This is a genomic window from Synechococcus sp. MIT S9451 (assembly GCF_047304725.1).
Taxonomy (GTDB): domain Bacteria; phylum Cyanobacteriota; class Cyanobacteriia; order PCC-6307; family Cyanobiaceae; genus Synechococcus_C.
In genome coordinates this window covers 2,264,028-2,288,279 of sequence record NZ_CP138971.1, presented here as the reverse complement: position 1 = coordinate 2,288,279, position 24,252 = coordinate 2,264,028, and the positions used below count along the sequence as shown (strand labels likewise).

Annotated in this window: 23 protein-coding genes; 14 read left to right on the top strand and 9 right to left on the bottom strand. The window is 55.4% G+C overall.

The genetic code is table 11. The annotated features are described in order from the left end of the window. Nucleotides 1–8: 8 nt before the first annotated feature. On the top strand, nucleotides 9–416 hold the full coding sequence (locus SIB72_RS11960; protein ID WP_115119519.1) for a thiol-disulfide oxidoreductase DCC family protein: 408 nt from the start codon (nucleotides 9–11) through the stop codon (nucleotides 414–416). 78 nt (nucleotides 417–494) lie between these two features. On the opposite strand, the gene SIB72_RS11955 is transcribed toward SIB72_RS11960, so the two are convergent. Beyond that, complete coding sequence (locus tag SIB72_RS11955) at nucleotides 495–4,499, bottom strand: magnesium chelatase subunit H (protein WP_115119517.1); 4,005 nt, start codon at nucleotides 4,497–4,499, stop codon at nucleotides 495–497. A gap of 71 nt (nucleotides 4,500–4,570) precedes the next feature. After that, nucleotides 4,571–5,851, bottom strand: a complete 1,281-nt coding sequence (locus SIB72_RS11950; RefSeq protein WP_413744002.1) for a cation:proton antiporter — start codon at nucleotides 5,849–5,851, stop codon at nucleotides 4,571–4,573. Between the two features lie 125 nt (nucleotides 5,852–5,976). Between SIB72_RS11950 and dapB the strand changes: the two genes are divergently transcribed. From dapB to SIB72_RS11925, 5 genes are all read left to right on the top strand, one after another. Further along, the gene (gene dapB, locus SIB72_RS11945; RefSeq protein WP_115119513.1) at nucleotides 5,977–6,831 is read left to right on the top strand and encodes a 4-hydroxy-tetrahydrodipicolinate reductase; all 855 of its coding nucleotides are present in this window, start codon (nucleotides 5,977–5,979) and stop codon (nucleotides 6,829–6,831) included. A 28-nt stretch (nucleotides 6,832–6,859) separates the two neighbouring features. Beyond that, entirely contained in the window at nucleotides 6,860–7,519 is a 660-nt protein-coding gene (locus SIB72_RS11940) for a hypothetical protein (protein ID WP_413744001.1), read from the top strand. Between the two features lie 67 nt (nucleotides 7,520–7,586). Next, nucleotides 7,587–7,844: a high light inducible protein gene (locus SIB72_RS11935; protein ID WP_413744000.1), complete on the top strand. Its 258-nt coding sequence runs from the start codon at nucleotides 7,587–7,589 to the stop codon at nucleotides 7,842–7,844. A 45-nt stretch (nucleotides 7,845–7,889) separates the two neighbouring features. Further along, complete coding sequence (locus SIB72_RS11930) at nucleotides 7,890–9,149, top strand: FAD-dependent monooxygenase (RefSeq protein WP_413743999.1); 1,260 nt, start codon at nucleotides 7,890–7,892, stop codon at nucleotides 9,147–9,149. Then, nucleotides 9,133–9,345: a DUF2949 domain-containing protein gene (locus SIB72_RS11925; protein ID WP_115119507.1), complete on the top strand. Its 213-nt coding sequence runs from the start codon at nucleotides 9,133–9,135 to the stop codon at nucleotides 9,343–9,345. The genes SIB72_RS11930 and SIB72_RS11925 overlap by 17 nt, the downstream gene beginning before the upstream one ends. Here SIB72_RS11925 and SIB72_RS11920 read toward each other — a convergent pair. Then, entirely contained in the window at nucleotides 9,336–9,911 is a 576-nt protein-coding gene (locus SIB72_RS11920) for an adenine phosphoribosyltransferase (protein ID WP_244281518.1), read from the bottom strand. The two genes, SIB72_RS11925 and SIB72_RS11920, sit on opposite strands and share 10 nt — an antisense overlap. Here SIB72_RS11920 and SIB72_RS11915 point away from each other — a divergent pair. The 4 genes from SIB72_RS11915 to SIB72_RS11900 all read left to right on the top strand — a co-directional run bounded on the left by SIB72_RS11915 (nucleotide 9,898) and on the right by SIB72_RS11900 (nucleotide 11,881). After that, the gene (locus SIB72_RS11915; protein ID WP_413743998.1) at nucleotides 9,898–10,473 is read left to right on the top strand and encodes a DUF3038 domain-containing protein; all 576 of its coding nucleotides are present in this window, start codon (nucleotides 9,898–9,900) and stop codon (nucleotides 10,471–10,473) included. The genes SIB72_RS11920 and SIB72_RS11915 overlap by 14 nt on opposite strands. A gap of 40 nt (nucleotides 10,474–10,513) precedes the next feature. Further along, a complete protein-coding gene (locus SIB72_RS11910; RefSeq protein WP_115119501.1) occupies nucleotides 10,514–11,152 on the top strand; it encodes a DUF4335 domain-containing protein in 639 nt (212 codons plus the stop codon). Nucleotides 11,153–11,213: 61 nt separating this feature from the next. Then, nucleotides 11,214–11,459, top strand: coding sequence for a hypothetical protein (locus tag SIB72_RS11905; RefSeq protein ID WP_115119499.1), 246 nt, complete (start codon nucleotides 11,214–11,216; stop codon nucleotides 11,457–11,459). Further along, a complete protein-coding gene (locus SIB72_RS11900) occupies nucleotides 11,456–11,881 on the top strand; it encodes a hypothetical protein (protein WP_413743997.1) in 426 nt (141 codons plus the stop codon). Before SIB72_RS11905 ends, SIB72_RS11900 begins: the two co-directional genes overlap by 4 nt. Nucleotides 11,882–11,891: 10 nt before the next feature. Here the strand turns inward: SIB72_RS11900 and SIB72_RS11895 are convergent, their stop codons facing one another. Continuing rightward, a complete protein-coding gene (locus SIB72_RS11895) occupies nucleotides 11,892–12,368 on the bottom strand; it encodes an EF-hand domain-containing protein (RefSeq protein ID WP_115119495.1) in 477 nt (158 codons plus the stop codon). A 143-nt stretch (nucleotides 12,369–12,511) separates the two neighbouring features. Between SIB72_RS11895 and SIB72_RS11890 the strand changes: the two genes are divergently transcribed. From SIB72_RS11890 to SIB72_RS11875, 4 genes are all read left to right on the top strand, one after another. After that, nucleotides 12,512–13,237 (top strand): response regulator, encoded by a 726-nt coding sequence (locus tag SIB72_RS11890; protein WP_170953818.1) that lies wholly within the window; start codon nucleotides 12,512–12,514, stop codon nucleotides 13,235–13,237. 12 nt (nucleotides 13,238–13,249) lie between these two features. Beyond that, a complete protein-coding gene (locus SIB72_RS11885; RefSeq protein ID WP_413743996.1) occupies nucleotides 13,250–14,581 on the top strand; it encodes an ATP-binding protein in 1,332 nt (443 codons plus the stop codon). 115 nt (nucleotides 14,582–14,696) lie between these two features. Further along, on the top strand, nucleotides 14,697–15,656 hold the full coding sequence (gene ppk2, locus SIB72_RS11880; protein WP_413745122.1) for a polyphosphate kinase 2: 960 nt from the start codon (nucleotides 14,697–14,699) through the stop codon (nucleotides 15,654–15,656). 638 nt (nucleotides 15,657–16,294) lie between these two features. Next, nucleotides 16,295–16,675, top strand: a complete 381-nt coding sequence (locus SIB72_RS11875; protein ID WP_413743995.1) for a DUF1330 domain-containing protein — start codon at nucleotides 16,295–16,297, stop codon at nucleotides 16,673–16,675. A gap of 88 nt (nucleotides 16,676–16,763) precedes the next feature. Here SIB72_RS11875 and SIB72_RS11870 read toward each other — a convergent pair whose 3' ends face one another. From SIB72_RS11870 to SIB72_RS11850, 5 genes are all read right to left on the bottom strand, one after another. After that, complete coding sequence (locus tag SIB72_RS11870) at nucleotides 16,764–16,946, bottom strand: hypothetical protein (RefSeq protein WP_115119485.1); 183 nt, start codon at nucleotides 16,944–16,946, stop codon at nucleotides 16,764–16,766. 1,307 nt (nucleotides 16,947–18,253) lie between these two features. Then, nucleotides 18,254–19,438 carry a chromate efflux transporter gene (gene chrA / locus SIB72_RS11865; RefSeq protein ID WP_413743994.1) on the bottom strand — a complete coding sequence of 395 codons (1,185 nt, stop codon included), beginning with the start codon at nucleotides 19,436–19,438 and terminating at the stop codon, nucleotides 18,254–18,256. Nucleotides 19,439–19,794: 356 nt separating this feature from the next. Then, nucleotides 19,795–20,805, bottom strand: a complete 1,011-nt coding sequence (gene arsB / locus SIB72_RS11860; protein WP_413743993.1) for an ACR3 family arsenite efflux transporter — start codon at nucleotides 20,803–20,805, stop codon at nucleotides 19,795–19,797. Nucleotides 20,806–22,222: 1,417 nt separating this feature from the next. Next, complete coding sequence (locus tag SIB72_RS11855) at nucleotides 22,223–22,471, bottom strand: DUF3136 domain-containing protein (protein WP_115119708.1); 249 nt, start codon at nucleotides 22,469–22,471, stop codon at nucleotides 22,223–22,225. Nucleotides 22,472–22,913: 442 nt separating this feature from the next. Continuing rightward, nucleotides 22,914–23,219, bottom strand: a complete 306-nt coding sequence (locus SIB72_RS11850) for a hypothetical protein (RefSeq protein WP_413743992.1) — start codon at nucleotides 23,217–23,219, stop codon at nucleotides 22,914–22,916. Between the last annotated feature and the right edge of the window lie 1,033 nt (nucleotides 23,220–24,252).

Genomic DNA, 24,252 nt, shown 5'->3' with positions numbered 1-24,252 from the left:
CTTCTGTTGTGAGCAGCCCAGCGGCCGAACTCACCTTTCTGTATGACGGCGCTTGCCCGTTGTGTTTGCGCGAGGTGCGATTTCTGCGTCGCCGTGATCACCATCACCGCATTCATTTTGTGGATGTTGATGCTGATGACTACGACCCATCTCTTTGGGCGGGGATCAGTTATCGCGCAGCGATGACGCGGATTCATGCCATCCGGAACGATGGTTCAGTGCTGACGGATGTCGCTGTTTTTAGGGAGTGCTATCGGTTGATCGGTATGGGTTGGTTGTACGCACCGACAACCTGGCCCGTCCTGTCTGGTTGGGTCGATCGTTTTTATGGACTATGGGCTGCTCAACGACTTCGCCTGACGGGACGTTGCGACTTGAATTCCCTTTGTGATTGCAGGAATCAAAGCACTGCTTGATGCAATAAAAAACCCTGCTTTTGCTTTAAAGCAGGGTTGATTCGTTATGGATTAGTGCGTTGTGAATGCTGAATTATTTCAGCTCACGCCCTCGATCTTGTCTTCTACTTCTTGATAGAGCTCCTGCAGTTGTTGGATGTTCTCATCAGACGTCTCCCAGTAGCCGCGTCCATTGACCTCAAGCAGTGTTCCGACGATGCGACGGAAGCTGTGGGGGTTGAGTTCTAACAGACGCTTGCGCATCTCTGGATCATTGATAAAGGTTTCGTTGGCCTCTTCGTAAACGAAGTTGTCAACACTGCCGCTCGTTGCGCTCCAGCCCAGGGTGAAGTTGAGGCGCTTGGCAACCTCTCTCACTCCTTCATAGCCGGAGTCGAGCATTCCTTCGTACCACTTGGGATTGAGAAGCTTTGTGCGTGAATCCAGTCGGATGGTTTCACTTAAGGAACGTACCTGTGCGTTCGCAGTGGTGGTATCTGCGATGTAGCTGGTTGGGGCCTTGCCATCATCCCGCAAGCCTTGAATCAGTTTTGTAGGGTCACTATCGAAGTAGTGGCTCACATCTGTGAGGGAGATTTCTGCTGAATCAAGATTTTGGAAGGTGACGTCAGCAGTTTTCATTGCCGATTCGAACACCTCTCGCTTTTGATTCATTTCACCTGGGTTGTCAGCATTGAAGGCGAAGGTTTTACGAGAAAGGTACATCTCCTGAAGCTCTCCTTCTTCTTCCCAGGTGCTGTTCTCCACAGCGAGATTGACGTTGGAGCTGTAGCTGCCGCTGGCATTTGAGAAAACTCTACAGGCGGCATCTCGGAGGCTGGTGCCATCCTTTTCTGCTTGCTCAAGTGAGTGCTTACGCACGAAGTTTTGCTCCAGTGGCTCTTCAGCCTCCGCTGCCATCTTCACTCCCTGATCGATCAATGCCATCTGGTTGATGAAGAGATCTCGGAACACACCTGAACAGTTCACCACCACATCGATGCGAGGACGTCCAAGCTCTTCGAGGCTGATCAGTTCCAGCTTGTTGACGCGACCAAGGGAGTCAGGAACTGGGCGCACACCGATGAACCAGAGAATCTGGGCTAGCGATTCTCCATAGGTTTTGATGTTGTCAGTGCCCCAAAGAACGCAGGCAATCGTTTCCGGCCATGTGCCCTCTTCCTGTTTTTGCCGCTCGATCAATTTGTCCACCACACCTTTGGCCGCAGCCACGGCGGCACGGGTTGGGATGGCCTGGGGATCAAGCGCGTGGATGTTTTTCCCACTCGGAAGCACGCCGGGATTGCGAATCGGATCCCCACCTGGCCCGGGAAGTACATATTCGCCATCGAGGGCGCGCAGAAGGCTGCCCATCTCCATGTCTGCGCAGACCTGTTCAAGGCAGAAGCGCAAGTAAGCAAACAGTTTGTCGAGTTCTGCTGAATTCGTATTCGGGAAGCCGGCGCTGGAGCATGCGCGTAGCCAAGGGGAGGAAGGCTTAAAGCCAAACTTGGCTAGCAACTCGTAGAACCAGGCAAAGCTGTTGCGCAGGCTGACGCGACCATCGCGACCGGTCAGAGATTGCACCATCGCGCCAACTGCAGCACGGGAGGTCTCCGTGATGGTGCGGTTGAGTTCCACATCAGCGAGCACACCGTCGTCGTTGCCTTTGTAGATGTCTTCGATGGATCGGCCCATGGCTTCTGCCAAGAGGCCAGGCAAGGAGCGCAGCCCATCTTCCTCTCGCTCCAGTGCCGCGATGTTGACCAGAGTGGCAATCGCTTCTTCCGCCGTGGGTGGTTTGCCGATGGTGTGCAGACCACAGGGAAGTAGACGACTCTCGATTTCCATCAATTGGCGATACACCGCTCCGACGAGGGCATCACGGCCTTCGAGATCAAGCGCAGAGGAGTCGTCGTTGGGCAAATCGACATCTTTGTCGAGATTGCAGAGGCGTGCCGTCTCCACGATCGTGTTGACAATTTGGATTCCACGCCCACCCTCGCGGAGCTGCTGGTAGGAACCGACAAGTTCACCAAGCTCTTTCAGCCCCTTGTAGAGGCCTGCATTTTCTGCAGGAGGGGTGAGGTAACTGATGGTTGAGGCGTAACCACGGCGCTTGGCGATGGTGGCTTCTGAAGGATTATTGGCGGCGTAGTAATAGAGGTTTGGCAGTGCGCCGATGAGGGAGTCGGGATAGCAGGTTTCACTCATCCCCATCTGCTTGCCGGGCATGAATTCCAGCGAACCGTGGGTGCCGAAATGCAGCACAGCATCGGCGTTCCAGATCTTCTCTAGGTAGGTGTAATAAGCGGCGAAACCATGATGAGGACTGGCGCTGCGGGAGTAAAGGAGTCGCATTGGATCTCCCTCGTAGCCAAATGTGGGTTGAACACCCACGAAGACGTTACCGAAGTGACGGCCGTAGATCAGCAGATTTTGTCCATCACTATTGAGGTTTCCTGGCGGTTTTCCCCAGTTTTCTTCAAGCCGTTCTGAATAAGGCGTGAGGCGCTCGTATTCCTCAACGCTCATGCGGTGAGCGATTGACAGTTCTGGAGCACCTTCCATCGCCTCGGGGTCATTGATGACCGCCTCCATCAGCGCCTTTGGATTGCGGGGCAGGTTCTGTACGTCGTACCCCTTGGCCTTCATTTCCTCGAGGACGCGATGGATGGAGCCAAAGACATCGAGGTAGGCGGCGGTGCCGACGTTGCCTTTGTCGGGTGGAAAGCTGAAGACCGTGATTGCCAGCTTTTTCTCTTGCCGTGGTTTGATTCGCAGTGACGACCAGCGGATTGCGCGTTCCGCGATGGCATCCACCCGGTCTTGAAGGGTGTGAGCCTTGCCGGTGGCATCATCACGGCCTGAGAGCACGATGGGTTCAATGGCGCCGTCCAGTTCGGGGATGGCGATTTGCAGTGCAACCTGTACTGGGTGCAGACCGAGGTCACTGTCTTCCCACTCTTGGGTGGTCTGGAACACCAGTGGAAGCGCCACCATGTAAGGACGATTCAGTCGCTTGAGGGCGTCGACTGCCTTGGGGTGATCTTGTCTTGCCGGTCCCCCAACCAGTGCGAAGCCAGTGAGAGACACCACCCCATCCACTAGGGGCTGATCCTGATTGAGTGGATCGTAGAAAAAGGCGTTGACAGGCTTCGAGAAATCAAGACCACCGCAGAAGATGGGAAGAACCCTTGCTCCTCTGAATTCGAGTTCTTGAATCACGGCCACATAGTGAGCATCATCGCCGGTGACGATGTGGCTGCGTTGAAGCACGAGACCAATGACAGGACCTTGACGCGCTTGTTCCGAGAGATCGTTGCGGCTGTTGGTCCAGTTCAGGTATTCCTTCAGGTCTTCGAACATGGCCGGAGCCATCGGGTGCCAGATGCCCAAGTCGGGGAAGACCTCGGGATCGGCGACATCGATTGCAGGGCGTTCCTCACCCGCTGCTGCGGGGAAGACATATTTGTCCGCAAGCATCAACAGGAAGTTGCGGAGATTGTCTGGAGTACCGCCAAGCCAATACTGAAAGCTCAGCATGAAGCTGCGAGCGTCTTGTGCCTTCTCCACGGGCAGATACTTGAGCACCGTGGGGAGGGTGTTCAGCAGCTTGAGCATGGCGTCTTGGAAGCCAGCTCCCCCCGACTCCTTGCGCTTTTTCATGAAGCCGGCGATCGCACTCTTGCTTTGACCCAGCTGGGCCATTGAGAAGCTGCCGAGCTTGTTGAGGCGCATCACCTCAGGCATGGAGGGAAAGACCACTGCGGCCTTGAGGCGATCACGGTGGGGGGTCACCGTTTCGACAACTTTCTGGGCCAGATCTTCAATGAAAATCAGAGACGCCACAAAGACATCAGCTGAGGCAACATCGGCCTGGAAATCAGCGAAATTATCGTCATCACGAAGCTCTTCAATCAGATAGCCGCTGAGTTCAATCCCGAGGGGGCCATCCATCGCGTTGAGGCTGGTGGCGGCCTGGGTTAGGGCGTTTTGATATTGCGGTTCGAGCACCACATACACAGCCTTCATGACTGACTTGTGGTTATTGGGCTCAGCAGGAACAACCCGGCGATCGGCGGAGCGGACCTGCGTGAACATCTGCGTGCATTGAGGAATATGAAGAAGCCTACGGGGATGACGGCCCCCGCGTGCGCTTTGGGCTCAAGGCGTTACACAGTCTGTAAGCGGCTTTTGGCGAAGCCGAGCCGGTCCAGCATTGGTCCTGTCATCAGTGTTGTTGCCACGGCCATCACCACGCCAATGCCGAAGAGGGTGGCGTTAATGGCCCCGAGCTTGAGCCCCACATTCAGCACCACCAGCTCGGTCATCCCACGTGTGTTCGCAAGCCAGGCCAAGGCCTGTGCGTCTCGTTCCGGGACCCCCCCAAGGCGAGCGCTGGCCCACGTGCCTGAATATTTGCCTGCTACAGCGACGCCAAGCACCAAAGCTGTGATGAGCAGCAGGTCGCCCCGTCCGAGCTTGGTGAGCTCGGTTTCCAGCCCGCTCGCCACGAAGAACATTGGTAAAAGCAGGCGCATGACAACGGTTTCCAGCTTTGTCTCCATTCGCGTCTGGAGCTCGTTGTGGCGTGGCATCGCCAGCCCCCACAGAAAGGCTCCAAAAATCAAATGAACGCCAATTTGATCGGTCACCACACTGCTGATTAAAAGGCCTGCAAAAAGGGCTCCCTGCACCAGCGGTGAAATCTCCTTTTGGTGCTCGAAATGCTTGACCAGATAGCGTTTCGCTGGGCGGAGGAGCACTAGCAGAACAAAGGCCCAGGCTGCGGTTAGGCCGAGGGGGATCAGGCAGGCGATCGCTGACCCTGAGCGGGCAAAGGCCACCACACCCGCGAGGATCACCCAGCTGAAGAGATCATCAATCGCGGCGCAGGCGATGCTCAGGCTTCCAATCTTGTGTTCTTGCAGGCCGCGTTCTTTGAGAATGCAGGCGAGCACAGGAAAGGCGGTGATTGCCATCGCTGTGCCCATGAACAAGGCCCCATCCAAGGTGCGCTCTCCAGGGAAGAGGCTGGTGTCCCAAGCGTTCAGGCCATAGGCGAGGGCGATGCCCATGGCCATCGGCACCACAATCCCGCTCAGGGAAATTCGCAGCGCTAAAGCCGCCTGGCCGCGAAGCATGGAGGGTCTCAGTTCGAGCCCTACCAAGTACATGAACATCGCTAGCCCCAGCTGGCCCAGCAAGCTGAGCTCATCGATGATGCCACCGCCAAATAACTGTTCTTCGAGGTTGGGGGCAATCCAACCGAGCAGGCTCGGGCCTAGTGCGATGCCCCCGAGGATCTCTCCCATCACGCGGGGTTGCCCCAGCCGCGCCAGCACTTGTCCAAAAAGTTGGGACACCATGATCACAATCGCCAGAGCTGTAAACACAGCCGCTGTTTCCGTCGTGGCCGTGACCTTGATCGAGGCGGTGGCGAACATGCTCATCGGTGTGGAGAGAGCTCCACTTCATGGTGTTGTTGAAGACTTTGAAGAGCGTTGAGGTGCAGCTCCCCTTCAGGTTTCATCGTGGGGATCAGGCATGATTCGAGCTCAGTGCTGCTCTGTGCGCGATGTCTGAGGTTCGCTCCGCTGATCCCATCCACGTGGTTGTTGCCGGTGCTCTCGGTCGGATGGGGGCTGAGGTTGTCAAGGCTGTGCAAGGAGCCGCGGATTGTGAATTGGTCGGTGCAATCGACAACACACCTGGTCAAGAGGGGGTGGATGTGGGTGAAGCCCTCGGCCTCGGAAGTCTGGACGTTGCGATCACGGCCGATCTCGAGGGCTGTCTGTGTTCGGCCAGTCAGGCCGTTCGTGATCGTGGTCCTGGTGGCGGTGCCGTCATGGTGGATTTCACTCACCCATCGGTTGTTTATGCGAACACCAGGGCAGCGATTGCCTATGGGGTGCATCCCGTGATCGGTACCACCGGTCTGTCCCCGGAGCAGTTGGAGGATCTGCAGTCCTTTGCCCACAAAGCGTCCGTAGGGGGCGCTGTGATTCCAAATTTTTCAGTGGGCATGGTGCTGCTGCAACAAGCGGCCGCCGCTGCTGCACGCTTCTATGACCATGCGGAGCTCACGGAGCTGCATCACAACCGCAAGGCGGATGCTCCAAGTGGCACCTGCATCAAAACAGCCGAGCTCATGGAGGAACTCGGCAAAGCGTTTAACCCGGCTGAAGTCGATGAGCATGAATCCCTTGCGGGCAGTCGTGGCGGCGTAAGAGCCAGTGGCTTGAGGTTGCATTCCCTTCGGCTTCCTGGTCTGGTGGCACATCAGGAGGTGATGTTTGGGGCTCCTGGAGAGACCTACACCCTCCGCCACGACACGATCGACCGCTCTGCCTATATGCCTGGGGTCTTGCTGAGCATCCGTAAGGTGCGGCAGCTTGAGGCTCTTGTATACGGCCTTGAACGGCTGCTCTGACATCCGTAATGCGGCCTTCCTCCGATCCATGCTGATCCCCCTGCGGCCCGGTGAACTTCAACGTCTGATTCCGGCAGTGGCGACTGGCACCCAGTTCGCGGCTGCTCTGGGAGACCCGCGCAAGATTCTTCAGCGGGTGTTGATCGCAGCCATTGGTGGCGTCATCACGCTGCTGATTAGCCAGATGCAGTTTTCAAGCGGATGGGGCTCGATTTGGCTGATCATCGCTGTGGCATTTCTTCTCTACGTGCTGTGGGGGCCGATCCTTGAGGCGAGCCGCCGTAACGCCACCTTGCGCCGTTATCCATCCGCCGCGCTCTTCGACGGTGAAGTGGTCGACGCCTTCACTCAGGAGCGAGTGGAAAGCCGGCGTGAGCAGGCCAACGAGCGCGGCACGCTTGAGTTGGTGGAGAACAGACGCACCTGGATGGTGCTCGAGCTGGCGGATGAAGACGGCTATCTCGCCAGGCTGAGCTTCCCCATGCTCAAGCCCCATGGGCAGATACGGCCTGGTACGCCCGTGCGCTGTTTGGTCTTGAGCGATCGAAAAGACTTCTCCCGTGTCGCCTCGATCAGCGATGCCTGGCTGCCAACGCTTCGGTTGTGGGTTGGTGAGTATCCATTTCTGCTGCGTCCTGCCTTCGAGGAGCTCTGTCAGATGCGCTTGGCCTCTCGAAGGGGCCGCTGAGGAAAGTTGAGCATCTTTGCAAAACTTCGCAAACTTGCGTTACAATTCGCAAAGAAGCCAAAAACAGATGACTCAAGCCACCTCTGCATCCGCCGCTCCTGTGATTCGTGGCGCCACTATCACTACTGAAGATGGCGGCCGCTTGAACGCCTTTGCCACCGAGCCCCGCATGGAGGTTGTCGAGGCTGAGAGTGGCTGGGGATTCCACGATCGTGCAGAGAAGCTCAATGGCCGCATGGCCATGCTGGGGTTCATTGCACTCTTGGCCACCGAATTGGCCTTGGGTGGTGAAGCTTTCACCCATGGACTGCTCGGCCTGGGCTGATTGGATAGATGGAGTTTCAGCACCTTGGTGCTTGATCCTCACGACATGGTCACCCTGCCCATGCTCACAGACGAGCTTTCGCCCACCGACAAGGACGTCATTGACGCCTTGTCGGTGGGCATTTTGGGCTCCGGACCGACTGGCGCACTCCTGGCGTTAGGTCTGAGTCGGCTGGGTTGTCGGGTTCAGATCCACGATCCTCTGTCAGCGGATCAGATCAGTTCACGCAGTCGTGCCTACGCGATCACCCATTCCTCACGGCGGTTGCTTGAGCGCCTTGATCTCTGGACTTCGTTGCAGCCTTATCTGGTGCCGTTCCGTCAGCTTTGTCTCCAAGATCAGTGGAGCAAGCCGTCCGTTTGGTTTCGAATCGCAGATTTGGCGCCCGCCAATCGCAACGCTGATGCCATCGGTTGGATCTTGGACCATCAGCCGTTGATGCAGGAGCTTCTGAAGCGGTTGGATCGGGAAGCGAATGTTGCTCTCCAGTTGGGCGACAGGGCCTCTTCAGGTGTTGGCCAAGCTCGCGATGCGGGTTTTGATCTGATTGTTGCCGCGGATGGCCCCAAGTCGTCGCATCGGCAGGCCTGGCGACTGCCGCTTTGGTCATTCCCTTACCGGCAGGGATGTCTGACCCTGAAGGTGTCTCTGCGCGGAGCAGCTCCTGCCACGGCGCATGAGTATTTCCGAGCTGAAGGTCCTTTTGCTGTCTTGCCACTGGGGGGGCAGGCCTTTCAGTTGGTTTGGAGTGCTCCCCTGAATCGTTGCCGAGAGCGTGCAGCGCTTGATCCTTCCACGCTTCTGGATTTGTTGGCCACTGTTTTGCCCTCTGGCCTGGAGCCCGAGGCTTTGCTTGATCAGCCTGTCGCGGTGCCCCTGCAATGGAGTCTTGCTCCCAAATTGGCGCGAAGCCGGCAGATCCTCCTTGGTGAAGCGGGGCACCGTTGTCACCCTGTTGGTGGTCAGGGTCTCAATCTCTGCTGGCGTGATGTCGACGAACTGATTGCGCTCGTTGCCGCCCATCAACATGCAGGGCTGGCTCTGCGTCAGGTCTCCGCCCGGTACAGCCGCCGACGTCTGGTTGATTTGTTCTTGATTGGTGCTGGTACAGACGTGCTGTTGCGGCTGTTTTCAAACAGCTGGAGAGGTCTCCGACCGGTTCGATTCGTGATTTTGCTTTTGATTCAGCGGCTGCCGTTGCTGCGGCGGATCGCGCTTCAGGTCATGACCGATGGCCCGATGACAATTCTGAAGGCTCCGCCAGAGTGGAAACAGCGAGGATTCCGCCATGGTGTTCAGCAGTGATCCCCAGCCTCCGGCGTCTCCTCTTCTCCTCAAGTATCTGCGCGAGCGGCTTGGTCTGAGCGATAACGCCTTGCAGCTGGGCCAGCGTCAGGCCGAAATCGAGCAGGCTCCTCTTCCGGTGGTTCTTTGGACCTTTGGTTTGCTCAACTTGGCGCAGTACCAAGAGGTGCTGGATTGGACCAGCGATCAGGAATAGATCACGAGAGATTCCACCGGGATCGCTTCGGGCAGGCGGCGCCGTCCTCCCAGGCTCTCCAGTTCGATCACGAAGCTGGTCCCCACAAGGGTGCCGCCGGCCTGATTGATCAGTTGAGCGGCGGCGGCGGCGGTTCCACCGGTTGCCAGTAGATCGTCCACTAGCAAAACCCTGGGATTGCCTGTCAACGCATCGGCATGGATCTCCAGACGATCGCTGCCGTACTCCAGGGCATAGTCGATTCCGAAGACCTCACCAGGCAGTTTTCCAGGCTTGCGAACCGGCACAAATCCGAGTCCCAGATCAGTCGCCAGGGACGTCCCCACGATGAAACCACGGGATTCGATGCCCACGATCAGATCTGGCTTGAGAGCCTCGCAGATGGTTCCCATCTGCTTCATGACGGCCCGCCAAGCTTCAGGGTCTCGCAGCAGAGGTGTGAAATCACGGAACAGAATTCCTGGTTTCGGGAAGTCAGGAATGTCTCGAATGAACTGGCGAAGATCCAACGAAGGGTGACGCGGAGGCCTGAGTACTGGCATCATCGCAGCCATGACCGATGCCATCGCTCCACCTGTCCTCTCGGCTGCTTCGGGCGAGGCGATAGCCGTTGTCAACACCGCCCTGGACCGTCGGGGACTGGAAAGGCTTGATCTCCTGCTGCTCACTGTTGAGGCTCTTGCCATCAATGGTGGTGAGGTCATGCTCTGGGCCACACAGCAACTGGGATACGAATCCTTGTTCCCCAACCGAGTGGAACTCTGGAAGCGCCGTTGCACCAACCCCCTGCGACGTTCCACCCGACGCACTGCTCTCACTGGCGAGGAGATCGAAGCGCTGATCCGTGTGATCTGCGCCATGGCGGATCGTCTCTATCCCATGCTGCATCAATTGCTCTGGAGCCGTGAGCCATCAGCTCTGCAGGACCAACGCTGGGCAAAGTTTGATCAGCGTCTGCGTGATTTGATTGGTGAACGGATGAATCTGCGCAGGGGCTCTGTGCAGCGTCTTCTCGAGACCGAGAGCTCTTCGCCAGTGCAGCGTCAGATGGTGATCACCCTGGCTCTGGCTGCCGGAGCAGGAGGCGTTGATCGTCTGCGCGCCAGTCTTCAGGATCCAACCCCCTAAGCCACACGCTTTCGTCTTCTCCGCTTCCCGCATCGCTCGCATGTTCAATCTCTCTTATCGCTACGACCAGACGGCGGCACGTTTGATGGTGGAGGGACTCCCTGATATCTCCGCCGGCCATGGTCAGGGAGTCATCGGAATTTTGTCGTCCTGGAAACTGCAATTTGTCGGTTCGCCAGAGCTTGAGGGCAAGAGAGAACACCTTGAGGCGATGCTTGCCACCGTTTTGCCCTATGCGCGCTATCTGCTCTCAGGAGTTGCCCGCCCTTTCGGTGATGCTGATTCTCCAGTGAGTCTGGCCCCTGCCGACAACGGTGGCCATCAACTTGAACTGCGAAGCAGTAAGCCAGGCGTCTCGCCGCTTACCATCGCACTTGATGACGCGGAACTGGCTGATCTGGTGCGATGCCTAGACGCCATGCGTTTGGATTCACGCGTACAGATTGCCTGGGCTGATCAACGTGATCGGCCCCTCGCTCGCCGAGAGCTTGCTGAGCGGGTGCCACTGATGAAGCGTTTGGCGCCATCGGTGATGGGTGGTTCAGCTCTGCTGGTCGTAGCTCTGCTCTCAGCCCTTGTGCCTTTGCCTGAGAGTAAGCAACCCAAGCAAGAGGTTGTGCCGACCGAGAGTGCCGAATCCCCAGGGAATGCAGCCCAACCTGTCCCGAAAGCCGAATAGGGAACGTTGACGTTCTCCGGTTGCGGGAGAGAATTGTGCAAGTGAATCGTCTGTGCTCGGGATGGCAGCCACTTGGTCTGATCTCAGGCGACGTGTGGCCAGAATCGGTGCGTCCTTGGATGTGGTCGTACGCAGTGACCCTGAGGTCTGTGGTTTGAGTGGCTCTGGCTATCACCTCACCCTCCATCACAGCGGTTACGGCGATTGCACGGTTGGCGTGCTCACCTTGATTGATTGCCCTAACGAACTCGTGGTCATGGAATTTGAGCGCTGGATGCGCGGTGCTGGTCACGTCTTCGTGCCATGAATACGGTGCGATTCAAAGCTTCGAATTCAAGGGATGCCGAGCGTCGTGTCTTCCGCCGGCGTCGTCAGCGTCCACTTCCACCACCTTGGAGACAGGGATTAGAGGGGGTGCTCATGACCCTCCTTGGTGTCGGATTGCTCGCCTTTCTCGTTTGGCTCCCACAACGCGTTGATGCGCTGGTGATGGTGAGCGAAACGATTGCTGATCTGATCCAAGGTCTTGCACAGCTGCTTGAGGCATTACTCGGCCTGGCCTCAGTGCTCTTGATTGCCGCAGTGCTGTTTGCTGGTCTGCTTGCTCTGCTCGGAGGGCTCACCAGGATTGTGCGTTCGCTTGTGCGGATCCTCAAGGCGCCGCCACGACCTGTCAGGCGGAAGCGACCAGTCAGGGTGAGGCGAGGCCCTAGTTCCTTGCGGCGCTGACTGAATCGGATCAGGGCCTCATGCGCGGAGCGAGCGCTTTTTGCAGTGACCACAGTTCCGCCAGGGTGATTTGGCCATCGCCATTGAGGTCTAGGCCCGTGAAATGCCGATGGACCCAGGGCAATGCTCTGGATTCCTGGCGGTTGAGGTAACCGTCGGCATTGCGGTCAGCGCGCGTGAAGTGTTGCTGGAGCCTGGGGCCGCTGTGGTGCGGAGAGCGGGTATGTAGATCTTCAATCAGCAAGAAACCACGAGAATTCGGACGCCTCAAACGTCTTTCCAGAAAGGGCTTTCCCCGTACCTCTGCAGGAACGAGACGCCCGTCTCCATTCACATCCATGCGCACAAACATCGCTTCCATTCGCTGCCCGTATTGATGGATCTCGTCCTGGCCTGTCGCTGGCGCCCAAAAACCACTCAGTGGCAGCCATAGACCTGACAGGAGAATGCCTATCCCCGAGCGAGAGATACCGGTGAGGCTGATCATTGATCCAGCCTATGGAGTTTCTTTGGGAAGGTCATGACTTAATCATGACCGGAGTGCTGTGAGCTGTGACAGGGTCCAATTTCTGCGGACAGCCGTCATCTCGCTGCATACGATCTCCTCAGTCGTCGTCGTTCCCGGTCGCCATGGCGCGTGCATCAATGATCTGGGTTGTGGATGATGACCCCGAACTGAGGCAGATGGTTGGTACCTATCTGATCGACCAGGGCTACGACGTGCGTTGCCTCAGTGATGTCAAGCAGTTTGAGGCCAGATTGGAGTTCCAGCGACCCGATTTGGTGGTGCTGGATCTGATGATGCCAGGGGATGATGGTCTCACCGCTCTGCGCCGATTGCGAGATGGCGGAGATGATCTGCCGATCGTGATGCTCACTGCCCGCGGTGAAGGCGTCGATCGCATCATTGGCCTTGAGCAGGGGGCCGATGATTACCTTGGTAAACCTTTCCTTCCGCGTGAGCTCTCTGCCCGCATTGAGGCGGTTCTGCGGCGTCGGAGTGCTCTACCGGCTGGCACGCCAGTGGCAGAAGGTGGCGATGTCAGTTTCGGTGAGAATGTGCTCAATCTCGCAGCCCGCACCCTCAGTCGTTCGGGTGTTCCTGCCGTGATCACCAGTGGTGAGTTCAGTCTTTTGGCGGCCTTCGCACAGCACCCTCATCGACCGTTGTCACGGGAGCGTTTGATCGAGCTTGCCCGTGGCCCGGGTTGCGAAACCGATAGCCGCAGCATGGATGTGCAGGTGTCTCGGGTTCGCAAACTCGTGGAACCAGATCCGACGCGGCCGCGCTATATCCAGACCGTTTGGGGCTACGGCTATGTGTTCGTGCCTGACGGGACACCTCGGACGCGTTGAGGGAGTTTGTCGATGACCTCGCGGCGCCCCTGGCCGTTTGTGCTTCGAGCGCTGCTGGGATGGTGCGGTCTCGGTTTTGGTAGTTGGGCGCTCTGTCTGCTTCTGCTTCAGGTGCTGTTCGGTCGTCAGGTGGAGGCGTTGCAGACGGTGCAACTCGGCCGTGACCTTGCTCTCAATGTCCGTCTTGCCGAGCTCGCACTTGAGCGATATCCACCCCATTTGGTCTCAGAACTGACCGGTCTGGATCTGGCTGTGGTGCGTCAGCCTTCAAGCCAGTCCCCGCTGTCTCCCGCTCTGGCTCAGCAGGCGAAGGCGCTTCAAGCCGAACTCTGCCGCCGTCTAGCCCATTGCCCGATGGTGGTCGCCAATGGTCGCAGTTGGGACGTTTGGGTCGAGCTGATTTCGCCCCTGGAACCGATCTGGCTCAGGGTGTCACTTCGTTCTCCAATGGCTTGGCCGCCGGAACCGACGTTGCTCTTCCTTTCGCTTCTGGGTGCTGGTTTGAGCTGTGGGGCGTTGTTTCTGCTTCTTGAAGTGGAACGGCCTTTGCGCGGACTTGAGAGGGCGTTAGCTCTTGTCGGCGATGGAGACGACCCTGATGCCGTTCCTGCAAGAGGAGCACCCGAAGTCCAGCGCATCACCCATCACTTCAATGCCATGCTCGATCGCCTGGCGGCCAACCGCCGCGACCGAGACACCATGTTGGCCGGCATTGCCCATGATTTGCGGGCCCCAATCACGCGTTTGCAGTTCAGGCTGTCGATGCCGGCACTCTCCTCTGAGGATCGAGATCGTTGCGCCGGCGATCTCCAATCGTTGGAGCGCATCACCGGACAGTTTCTCCTGTTTGCAGGTGGTGCCGATGGTGAAGACCCTGTGGACCTTCCCCTTGATCAGCTGCTTGCGGAAGTCTCCACCAGTCACCCGCCTGAACGGCTCCAGCTCGATCTCCAGCCTGTTCTCGCTTGCGTGAAGCCGGTTGCCCTTGGCCGCGCTGTTGGCAATCTGATCGATAACGCCTTTACCTATGGCCTGGCGCCTGTTGTGGTTCGACTTCGATCCGTTGCGGATGGAGCTTTGATTGAAGTTTGGGATCAAGGTGAAGGCATGCCTGCCCATCAGTGGGAACGGGCTTTGCAGCCGTTTCAACGTCTGGATGAATCTCGCGGTGAACAAGGACACTGCGGTCTTGGTTTGGCAATCGTGGCTCATGTGGTTCGCACCCACGGCGGTCAGATCAGTTGCGCATCTGCGGATGGCGATGCCCCGGGCACCTTTGTCATTCGGCTGCATCTGCCCTCGCGACCAGCGGCAGCTGTCTTGCCAATGGTTGAGAAAAGCTGAGATCCCGTAGTGGAGTTGATCCTGTTGGTCAGATAGAGACAGGAAGTCCTTTGACGCGATGGCGCATCCAGTCAGGCTCCGCAACACGTGCAAGCAGACAATGAGTAAGAAGACAATGGCTAAGAAGGATCAGCACAAACACCCCTCCAAGCAACAGCCCCATCAAGACGATGACCAGCGGATCAAACTGTCAGAAACGATGATCGCTGGGCTCGATGGCAGCGAACAGGAACTTCATCACTCTTCTGAACGTCTCGACGATCGTTTGGAGACTGGGAGCCGCCAAAGGAAGAGGCTCAAGAAGAAAATCTACGAGTCTGAACTGGAACGACTGCAATCCGATCTGGTGAAGATGCAGTACTGGGTGAAAGTCACAGGCTTCCGCATCATCGTGGTGTTTGAGGGGCGCGATGCCGCAGGCAAGGGTGGAACGATTAAACGTTTGACTGAGCCGATGAATCCCAGGGGCTGCCGTGTGGTCGCTCTGGGAACACCGTCTGACCAACAAAAAACACAGTGGTATTTCCAGCGCTACGTGGAGCATTTCCCAAGCGCTGGTGAGATCGTCGTCTTTGATCGCAGCTGGTACAACCGCGCAGGAGTGGAGCGGGTCATGGGCTTCTGTTCAGAAGAACAAGTTGAACAGTTTCTCGATGATTGCCCTCGGTTTGAGCAGATGCTTGTGAACAGCGGCATCCTTTTGCTCAAGTATTGGTTTTCTGTCAGTGATACGGAGCAGGAGGTCCGTTTTCAATCCCGGATTGATGATCCCACAAGGCGCTGGAAGCTCAGCCCGATGGACCTTGAGGCGCGCAATCGCTGGGTTGAATTTTCGAAAGCGAAGGATGCGATGTTTGCACACACCAACATTCCTGAGGCACCTTGGTTTACGGTCGAAGCCGATGATAAGCGCAGGGCAAGACTCAATTGTTTGCGCCATGTTCTCAGTAAGGTTCCCTGGAAAGACATGACACCAGCAGCGATTACGTTGCCGGATCGTCCGCAGCAAGGGGCGTACACCAGGCCGCCAATGAATGAACAGTTCTTTGTCCCTAATGCATATCCTTACGATTAACTTTAATTCAAAGCTCTTTAGACCATTTTTCTTGTTTGTCTTGTGGGGTCTCTTTGAGCCTTGTCCGTTTCTGAAGGTGCTGTCATCTGTTTCTCTTCGAATCATGCGTTCAGGGTCAGTCAAGTCGCTTGGCATGACAGCTATGACGACCCTGATCAGGATTGAGGTGTCACGTCATGTGTCGTTTCTGGTTGCTGTTGTGATGGGGTGTTGCGGTGGCTGCTTGAACTGCCTAGACATTGCCAAGCAGTACCTCGAGCATGGATCTACCGCGCAACTGGAGGGAGCAAGACAGCGAGCGTCTTGAATTTTGGTGGCAGGAAAGATTGAGGACGTTGATGCGGGAGAGAGAAGTGCATCACGCAATTGCTCTGTTTGAAGAGTTTGAGCTAGAGCAGAAGCTCAATATTAATAATCTCTAGTCAGCGTATTTAGGGTTGATCTTTTTGGGCGTTGAGTGAATTGAGGATTGGAGTCTCCCGCTCAGCATGCTTGCGGGAATGCGTATTCTTTTGATCAAGATTGTGGACGTGTACCCCCAGTCCCCTTGGTTGTTCCCGTGAGTCTCAAAGCCTTGCTGCGTTGTGGCGCGTTGGGGCTTTTCGGCCTAGAAGACCTGTGGGTTTTGTGCTCAGACCATGAAAGTGAATGTGACCGCTGTCGTTGCTATTGCGGCTGGTTCTGTTGGGCTGATCGTTGGAGCACTTCTCCCTAAGCCAGAGCAGGCTTATGGTCTCGCTGTCGTGACTGGCACCACTGAAAAGACGCCTGTCATGAAGGACTACGTGTCAAAGTTGCAACCCCTGCTTGAAAAGGCGGGTTGTGCGTATGTCAGCCGCGACTACGACACTCTCTATATGGAGGGGAAAGGCGGCCCCATGACTGTCATCGTTGGCTGCAAGGGCGCCACCAAGGATCAAGGAGTGGCGTTCTTTAATAGCCCTGAATATCAGGAGCTGGTTGAGCTGCGTGCTCCCTACACCAACTGGCAGTTCCGACTTGTGCAGGCGAAATTCTGATCAACTTCTAGGAGGTGATGTCTATCAACGTCACGTCAGCATGGATTCTCAGACTGTGCGGCTCGAAGTCAAGGACCCTGGTGATTGCTCAGCCCAGAGGCATGCGGCAACCCAGTTGGATGTTGCCCTGATCGATCAGGCGGCCAAGGCGTAGGGCCGTGGCTTCCTCCGTGCGGTTGAAGTTGGGCTGATGGCTGGTGAGCCAGTCAACCTCGTTTTCGGTGATCACCCCAGTGGACATCGCTTCGAGGAACAATTCTCCGAGGGTCATGACTTTGCTCTAAGTGGCTGCAGGCTGATCGAGTTGCAGTCGGCTCGCATGACACCCTCAACTTTCTTCATGGATGAGAGGTGGGGCTTGGTCCATGTCAATGGATTTCGATTGACACCATCTGTTCTTTGTTGTGGCTAAGCCTTGCGCTTGCCGCTGAATAATAGAATTCCAGGAAATGCGGCTAATGGAGTGACACCAGCTGCAGCGGTATAAAGCGCATAGATGGTTAGGTCGGCAGAGCCCCAGGCTGGGTCATACAAAGCCGATAATGTAATCACCCAAAGATACACGCCAAGAACTATGGATAGGAAGCAAAAGATATTGTCTTTCCTCCACTTTGGCCCTCTTCGCCATCCTATGTAAAGCAGCAATATTGAAGTTGTAATGCTTCCAATGAAAACGGCAAGTAATACAAGGAAGAAAAGAATCATCACTGTCATTAATACTGCCTCAAGCTGAGGGTATGAGGTCTCCAGCTTACTTCCCTAAAGTCCAAACGGGCGATGAATCAAGTAGTCCGTGCTTAATGAGGTCGCAGTAGAAGTAGACATTGGCTCCGTCAGAGGTCGTTACCGTCGCATTGATCTCTGTCTTTGTCCCGTCAGAAAATTCAACGGGTGCCTTGGTAGTCTGCGTCTTGGGTTGTAGACGCACACCAAGAATCGCCAGCGCCTTCTCGTCAGTTATTTGCTTATTTCGCCACCGCTGACAGACAACTGCTGATGTTGAACAACTTGTCAAAAGCATTGCCGCGACTGGGATAAGGAGAGACTTCATTTGGTGCTTCTTGGGAGTCTGATTGCCTCTGTCGCGCTATCTGTAGACAGATTGACTTCTATATCTGGCGTTCTAGTTGCCATTATGGTGGCTGTTGATGCTATGCCTAGTGTTCATAGGATCGCGATGAATGGGTCCAATCATGAGGTGCTGTTGACTCATTGGTAGCAACGTTTCTGATTTGCTGATTTCTTCAGTCAATCATGGAGAGACCAGCTAAGTGCCAACCCGCTTTACAACTCAGCAATCCAGAAGTACCAATGCTTTTGAAGGTTGGTACTGCCTATGTGCCAGTTCATCGAGAACTGACCCCTCTTAGAGACGAAAAAGAATGATCTCGATTTGTACAGACTCCGCTCGTCTCGCAAAAAACAGTGAAAAGAGAAGGACAAGCCCATCAACCCACTGCCATCACGAGCTAGTTGGGGGCAGCAGCGGCCACCAGCGCCAATGCTGGTTGGCAGGAATCACACCTGCCCCAACCACATCGATCTTCTTCCACTGAGGTGATTCTTTAGATCCGTGGGTCACGAAAGGGTCAATCCGCCCACCACGGCACAAAACAGCACTACACGCCAGGCCGGCTGACGCCAACACACCAACAGCAAAAAAGCCACCAATGCCAAGCTCAACTCAAGACTGCTTCTGATCCCCGCTTGCCAGACGGGCTGAAATAAGGCAGCTAGCAGGATGCCCACCACGGAAGCATTGATCCCGAGCAAGACGCGACGCATCGTGCGGAGACGGCCAAGATCGCCCCAGAAGGGCAGGATCCCTCCGAGCAGCAAGAAGGAAGGGCAATAGAGAGCGATGAGTGCCAGCACAGAACCGGCGATACCCTCCAGCCCAGGCTGCAGATTAAAGCCAAGAAAAGCCGCGAAACTAAACATCGGCCCCGGCACCGCCTGAGCTGCGCCGTAACCCGCTAAAAACTGCTCCAGATCGATCCAACCGCTTGGCACAAGCGCTTGTTCCAAGAGAGGCAGCACCACATGACCGCCACCAAACACTAAGGATCCTGTGCGCACAAATCCACTGAGCTGCTGCACAACAAGCGGCCTGCCGATGGCTGAGAGCCAAGGCAGTCCCATGAACAGCACTACCGCCAATCCAAGCAAAACCACTGCCACTGAGCGCTGAAGCGGAAGAATGAGACGTTCAGGTGCCGAAGGCTCCTGGCCAGGTGGCGTGAGCAATAACAAACCCACGAGTCCACCCAACACCAGGACCAACACCTGAGCCCAGGCTCGAGGCACCAGCAGCACCAGAACAGCTGCCACAACCATCACGCTGGCCCGCTGCCGATCAGGCGCGAGTTTTCGCTGAAGGGAAAGAACAGCTTGCGCTACCACGGCTACAGCGGCCACCAGCAGGCCTTGCAGCCAGCCACCTTCAATCCAAGTGGGATGGGCCATCAGTAGGGCGGCCGCCAGAACCATCAACACAGCAGACGGCAATGTGAATCCAATCCAGGCCGCCAGCCCCCCAAGCCAGCCGGCCCTAATCAGACCCAGGCCCATACCCACCTGAGAACTCGAAGGACCTGGCAACAGCTGACAGAGCGCAACCAGGTCGGCATAGGCCTCAGGCGAGATCCAACGCTCGCGCTGCACAAAGCGCTCATGGAAGTAGCCAAGGTGCGCAACTGGTCCCCCGAAGGACGTGGAACCCAATACAAAAAACTGAAGAAACACCTCCAGTAGGGCAGGCATGACGGAACAAACTTCTCCTCAAGACGCTATTAAGGCCAAGTCAGACCGTCGGATGCGTAGAACACACCCCCCACTCACCATCCCGCAAAACCTCTAAATATTGTTCTCGAACAATCAAGATCATTCGCTATGAATTTCTTTGGGGGAAGATAAACGAGAACCATCTTTTGATCGAGGAGTCATCGCTGACACCTAAGCGACATCAATGCCACGTTGACCAGAGATCATCAACAGGAGGTAAATTCAGTTCATCCGTCTAGCTCAGACGCCCAGGTTGGCCTCAAGCTAGGCTGACTCAGTATCAAAGATTCGAGTCGGAACACGCGCAGTTGTTTTAATAATAGCGTTACTGAATCTCAACTGGGACACAAGCGTTGGTTGCGATTGGCAATCGCCACGAGCGACAACATCACTGGCACCTCAACCAGCACTCCCACCACGGTGGCAAGCGCCGCTCCTGAATTCAATCCAAACAAACTGATCGCCACTGCAACTGCCAACTCAAAGAAATTGGAGGCTCCGATCATGGCGCCGGGGGCCGCGATCGAGCGACGTTGTCCTGCAAAACGCATCCAAGAGGCCGTGATCCAGAAGATCAGATAGGTCTGAAGAGTTAGTGGAATTGCGATCAACACAATTGCCAGCGGATTGGCAAGAATCGCCTGGGCTTGCACCACAAACAGCAAGAAAACAGTGGCGATCAGAGCTGTCATCGCCAGCGGTTTGAGTCGAGCTTCCAAGTGCTCAATTCTGCGGCTGCTACGCAGACACAGTCGGGTCAACCAACCGGCCACCAGTGGAACAACAACGAACAACCCTACCGCTGTGAGCATTGTGTCCCAAGGCACAAGCACATCCGATACACCGAGCAAGAGTGCAGCAATGGGTGCGAAAGCGAACACCATGATCAAGTCATTCACCGCCACCTGTACAAGGGTGTAGTTGGGGTCGCCATCACTCAAGCGACTCCAAACGAACACCATTGCAGTGCAGGGTGCGACCCCAAGAAGAATCATTCCGGCCACGTACTCCTGACCGATCGCTTCCGGTATCCAGGCGGAAAAGAGGCCGCGAATGAACAGCCAAGCCAGGGCTGTCATGGTGAGGGGCTTAATCAGCCAATTGACCGCAGCTGTAATCAGAAGACCACGCGGTTGCTGAGAGATTCCACCAATCGATGAGAAGTCCACGGCCAGCATCATCGGGAAAATCATTCCCCAGATCAGAACTGCAATCGGCAGGTTGATCCCAGCAGCCTCCAATGAGGCGATACCTACCCCAAGGCCAGGGAGCAGCCCGCCAAGAGCAACCCCGGCCATAATCGCCAAACCGACCCAAAGAGAGAGATAACGTTCGAAAAAGCCCAAAGAAGCATCAAGAAGACTTCGCGCGATGAGCTTATGTCGCCGCAAGCCTCCACCGGAAAAGACTGACCAAAAGCGATCAAAGATGATGAAACGAAATGGAGAGCTCGCTACGTAACACTCCAGAGATTCAGAGCCCCCTGTCTAGAAGCTTTTCCATGACAGCAACCCTGGCAAGAAGGTCTCAGAGTCTCAGAGGCTTCACAACGCAGTTAGCGGCGCTGTGACGGACCTAGTCAGTCCTACGTCAACGGCCTTTTCGCTGGATCAGTGTTGGTTTTGACGGGCTGTTTGGCAGAGAAGTCGACACCTCAGCAAGGATCTACTGATGGCGTGACTGTGTACTGACCGTGCCAGAGGTTCGTTCAGAAGCTGAACGAACCGGAAGCAGCGATATCAAGAACACATCAGAGTGATCGGTGATCAGAAAGATTTGATCACCCGTACCGTGGTATCTCTGCCTCCGAAGCCGTCACCATCTCCGAATCCACCGCTGCAGCTGATGGCCTGTGCTTGCTTGCGCTGAATGCTTTTTATAGGAAATCCTCGATGTCATCCTCCCTTTCAAATGCCTGAACTGAAAGCGCTGTAATGACAAATACAAGACCGACCAAGGCTTCCATGACAAAAGGAGTGTGACTTGTTTAATCCTCAACCTCAGCCAGGGAGGCTTGCGTGACAATGACTACTCTTTCAAAACACCGACGCCTCAAATTGGTATGCCAAAATACCTTTGGCAATCAATGAGTAGATATCCCCAAGAGCCTTTGAAATCAAATGACTGATCAGTCGTCATCTAGGAATCCAACCAACATAGGCCAGCGCAATCTGTATTTTTTGCTGCAATGAGTTCAGAGAACCGGTCAGTTTCAAGTTCAAGCCAAAAAAACGAAGAAATTCAGACCATCCAGCACTACCTTCAGTGCTCCATGCTCAATATTGCTCAGGCAGGCCAAGCTCCTTGTCATCGGCAAATTCCATGATCAACGCTGCTGCATCCCGCCCCCTACCCCGAAACTTGAGGAAGTCGACCCGCCTGTCGCACCAAATAATGCTGTGCGGGTGGATTGGAATGGCTGGCATCCCCGCAAAAGAGTGATCCATCCAAACGGATGCTATTCAAAACAACTTATTTGCTTGGCAAAGTGCTGCAGGCATCGTTACAGATAGTAGGTAGCCACCATTACACGGCCATCAAGAGGCGAACCGCTCATTGGGGCGGAGTAGGGAATCCCTATCACCACTCGAAAAAACAGTTGCTGAATGCAAAATGAAGCGATCGTCACCCGTCATCCACGAGAACGCCTTGCGTATAGCTGTAAACACGAAACACTTCAGTCGATTAGGTCCAACCGGCCAAAGTGTTTGGTTGTGTGGATGGCTGCCTTGGGATGACGGCCATCAAACACCTGATTTTCCATCACGACAGCCAAGACTGAGCGATTGGCGAAGGCTGCAGGTCGCGCTGATAGCGACGGATGAGATCTTCAGGCGAGCGATGCTTCCGAGGAAGGCTGGTATGGAGGCGCTGCAAGTAATCCCAACAGCGCGTTCTTCGAATTCTTTCGAGGTCTGCTCCCTGAGAGACCAAAGTGCGAAGGGCGACGCAATAGCTGGGGAAGCCGGCCTCCAGATCACCAATCGTGAGGGCCGTTTTTGCAGAGCTCATCAACAGATCGCGCTGTGCAGGCACTCTTGTTGAAACCCATCCAACCTGTCGGTTGCCTAGATCACCGTGGCGGTTGGCGATGGGTTCCAGGCTCAAACAAGCTCGTCATCTCAGTGAATGATGCATCTACGGTCGTTGCGGCTGCATGTGGCCACGATTCTTCTGTGCTCGCTGACAGGCAAATATGGACACACTGAAGACTTTCCACTGGGTATGGACAACGCGGATCGAGTGTTAAGCCTGCAAGAGCTGGCTGACCGAAAGAGTCGTTAGGAGTCTCACTTGTAAACGTCGACCTGAAGACGAACCACAGATCACAGATAGCTGAAACGGTGCGGAATCGGTTTAAAACTCCCATGGCTTCCAGCCATGCCCCCTTCAATAGAGCAATAGTCAAAGCACAGGTAGACTGCAATGCCAAGAACTAATCACTTAGAGCACATTAGTAAGGATAATCCCATGCAATTGCTTGAACAGGAAGTATTTCCCAAGGAGCAGGAAGCATTCGCTGGCCACTGACAAATCGTTGATGCTGCTCACTTGTCCAAAGAAGACTTCCAATCAACCAATTAGGGAGTAAGGCTAGAAGCCGAGCCTCAAACTCTTGATCAATATCTTTCTCATCGTACATTACCAATACAGTCATTACTTCTGAATCTGTTAGATAGCCGCGCACTAGCCAAGTCAGCAAAGGCTCTGGTATCGCGGCTCTTGTGAGATTGAGATTTTCTTGAACGGCATGGACCATTTCATGACGGAGCACGTGTTAGAGATCATGTCCGGCTCGTGCAGCATTGCTTTGACATAGCTCAATCAAGTTGGTGTGAGAAATGTACTCACCCATCAGTGATTGGTTGTTTTGACATTCGCGACCTCCCTCCACCACCGTCACACCTGAAAGAACAAGAAAAATCGATAACGCGACATCAGTCACAACCGCCTCCTTAACCATTCCTTAAGAATCTACCCCTGCTCTGGGCCTGTCGAGAGCGCTGCTCAGCACAACTTTTCAATCCCGCCACATCCCTTGGCGCATCTACGTGTGCGAGTCGTCAAAGGCTGTGAGCTCTTCGCTTGGGCACAGCTTCTGAACCAGCCGAGTCTTAACAATGACCTTCGGGGTTCGTTCGAGCATTCAAGCCATGCAACCGGCGCAAGGACTGTTGCTCCAACCATTTGTTTAAATCGGTTTCACCCAGTTGTCGTGATCGTTCGACGTCAACTCGGTGGCTGGGATGGAATTGTGTCCAACTGAGCGAATTCCCTCGTCAGCTGATGCCAATGCGTCGTCTACCTCTCTACCCAGTCATGAACTAAAGACCTGCATGATTTGGGCTTACTTGCTAGTCATCCTTCAGTGGCGAGTTGAATTATAAGGTTGAGTATATTCAAATATAATTCCAGGTATCAGCAAAGTTTGCGATGCCGCATGGCCTTTGAGTTTTATGAATCATGCCTTAGGTAGAGAAGTCGAGTCTTGCCCGGATGGTGCTTGGCTTTGCAATCGTCGGCAAGCTGCTGTCGTCATGCTGCACAGGGCTTCGTAGGGCTGGCAGGCATTGGGTTGAGCTTGCCCACTGCCAAGGCTTTGGCTCGTCTGTGCATCTGGCTTGATGTAGAACCAGCGGCTCCATTGCTTTGGCGGTGGGATCCCAATGAGGATTTCTATAGATATTTAAAATTGGCATGTAGAAGTCAGAGAAACGCTTGCTAGCTGACTTTGTTTTGATTGTGATATTCGCGCGGGTCTAAATATGCGTCAAATGATTTGGATTGATTTG

Excerpts from the sequence above, each read along its gene's own strand:
- SIB72_RS11955 (WP_115119517.1), bottom strand. The coding sequence starts at position 4,499 with ATGTTCACGCAGGTCCGCTCCGCCGATCGCCGGGTTGTTCCTGCTGAG.
- SIB72_RS11950 (WP_413744002.1), bottom strand. The coding sequence starts at position 5,851 with ATGAGCATGTTCGCCACCGCCTCGATCAAGGTCACGGCCACGACGGAA.
- dapB (WP_115119513.1), top strand. The coding sequence starts at position 5,977 with ATGTCTGAGGTTCGCTCCGCTGATCCCATCCACGTGGTTGTTGCCGGT.
- SIB72_RS11940 (WP_413744001.1), top strand. The coding sequence starts at position 6,860 with ATGCTGATCCCCCTGCGGCCCGGTGAACTTCAACGTCTGATTCCGGCA.
- SIB72_RS11935 (WP_413744000.1), top strand. The coding sequence starts at position 7,587 with ATGACTCAAGCCACCTCTGCATCCGCCGCTCCTGTGATTCGTGGCGCC.
- SIB72_RS11930 (WP_413743999.1), top strand. The coding sequence starts at position 7,890 with ATGGTCACCCTGCCCATGCTCACAGACGAGCTTTCGCCCACCGACAAG.
- SIB72_RS11925 (WP_115119507.1), top strand. The coding sequence starts at position 9,133 with ATGGTGTTCAGCAGTGATCCCCAGCCTCCGGCGTCTCCTCTTCTCCTC.
- SIB72_RS11915 (WP_413743998.1), top strand. The coding sequence starts at position 9,898 with ATGACCGATGCCATCGCTCCACCTGTCCTCTCGGCTGCTTCGGGCGAG.
- SIB72_RS11920 (WP_244281518.1), bottom strand. The coding sequence starts at position 9,911 with ATGGCATCGGTCATGGCTGCGATGATGCCAGTACTCAGGCCTCCGCGT.
- SIB72_RS11910 (WP_115119501.1), top strand. The coding sequence starts at position 10,514 with ATGTTCAATCTCTCTTATCGCTACGACCAGACGGCGGCACGTTTGATG.
- SIB72_RS11905 (WP_115119499.1), top strand. The coding sequence starts at position 11,214 with ATGGCAGCCACTTGGTCTGATCTCAGGCGACGTGTGGCCAGAATCGGT.
- SIB72_RS11900 (WP_413743997.1), top strand. The coding sequence starts at position 11,456 with ATGAATACGGTGCGATTCAAAGCTTCGAATTCAAGGGATGCCGAGCGT.
- SIB72_RS11895 (WP_115119495.1), bottom strand. The coding sequence starts at position 12,368 with ATGATCAGCCTCACCGGTATCTCTCGCTCGGGGATAGGCATTCTCCTG.
- SIB72_RS11890 (WP_170953818.1), top strand. The coding sequence starts at position 12,512 with ATGGCGCGTGCATCAATGATCTGGGTTGTGGATGATGACCCCGAACTG.
- SIB72_RS11885 (WP_413743996.1), top strand. The coding sequence starts at position 13,250 with ATGACCTCGCGGCGCCCCTGGCCGTTTGTGCTTCGAGCGCTGCTGGGA.
- ppk2 (WP_413745122.1), top strand. The coding sequence starts at position 14,697 with ATGGCTAAGAAGGATCAGCACAAACACCCCTCCAAGCAACAGCCCCAT.
- SIB72_RS11875 (WP_413743995.1), top strand. The coding sequence starts at position 16,295 with ATGAAAGTGAATGTGACCGCTGTCGTTGCTATTGCGGCTGGTTCTGTT.
- SIB72_RS11870 (WP_115119485.1), bottom strand. The coding sequence starts at position 16,946 with ATGACCCTCGGAGAATTGTTCCTCGAAGCGATGTCCACTGGGGTGATC.
- chrA (WP_413743994.1), bottom strand. The coding sequence starts at position 19,438 with ATGCCTGCCCTACTGGAGGTGTTTCTTCAGTTTTTTGTATTGGGTTCC.
- SIB72_RS11855 (WP_115119708.1), bottom strand. The coding sequence starts at position 22,471 with ATGAGCTCTGCAAAAACGGCCCTCACGATTGGTGATCTGGAGGCCGGC.
- SIB72_RS11850 (WP_413743992.1), bottom strand. The coding sequence starts at position 23,219 with ATGGTCCATGCCGTTCAAGAAAATCTCAATCTCACAAGAGCCGCGATA.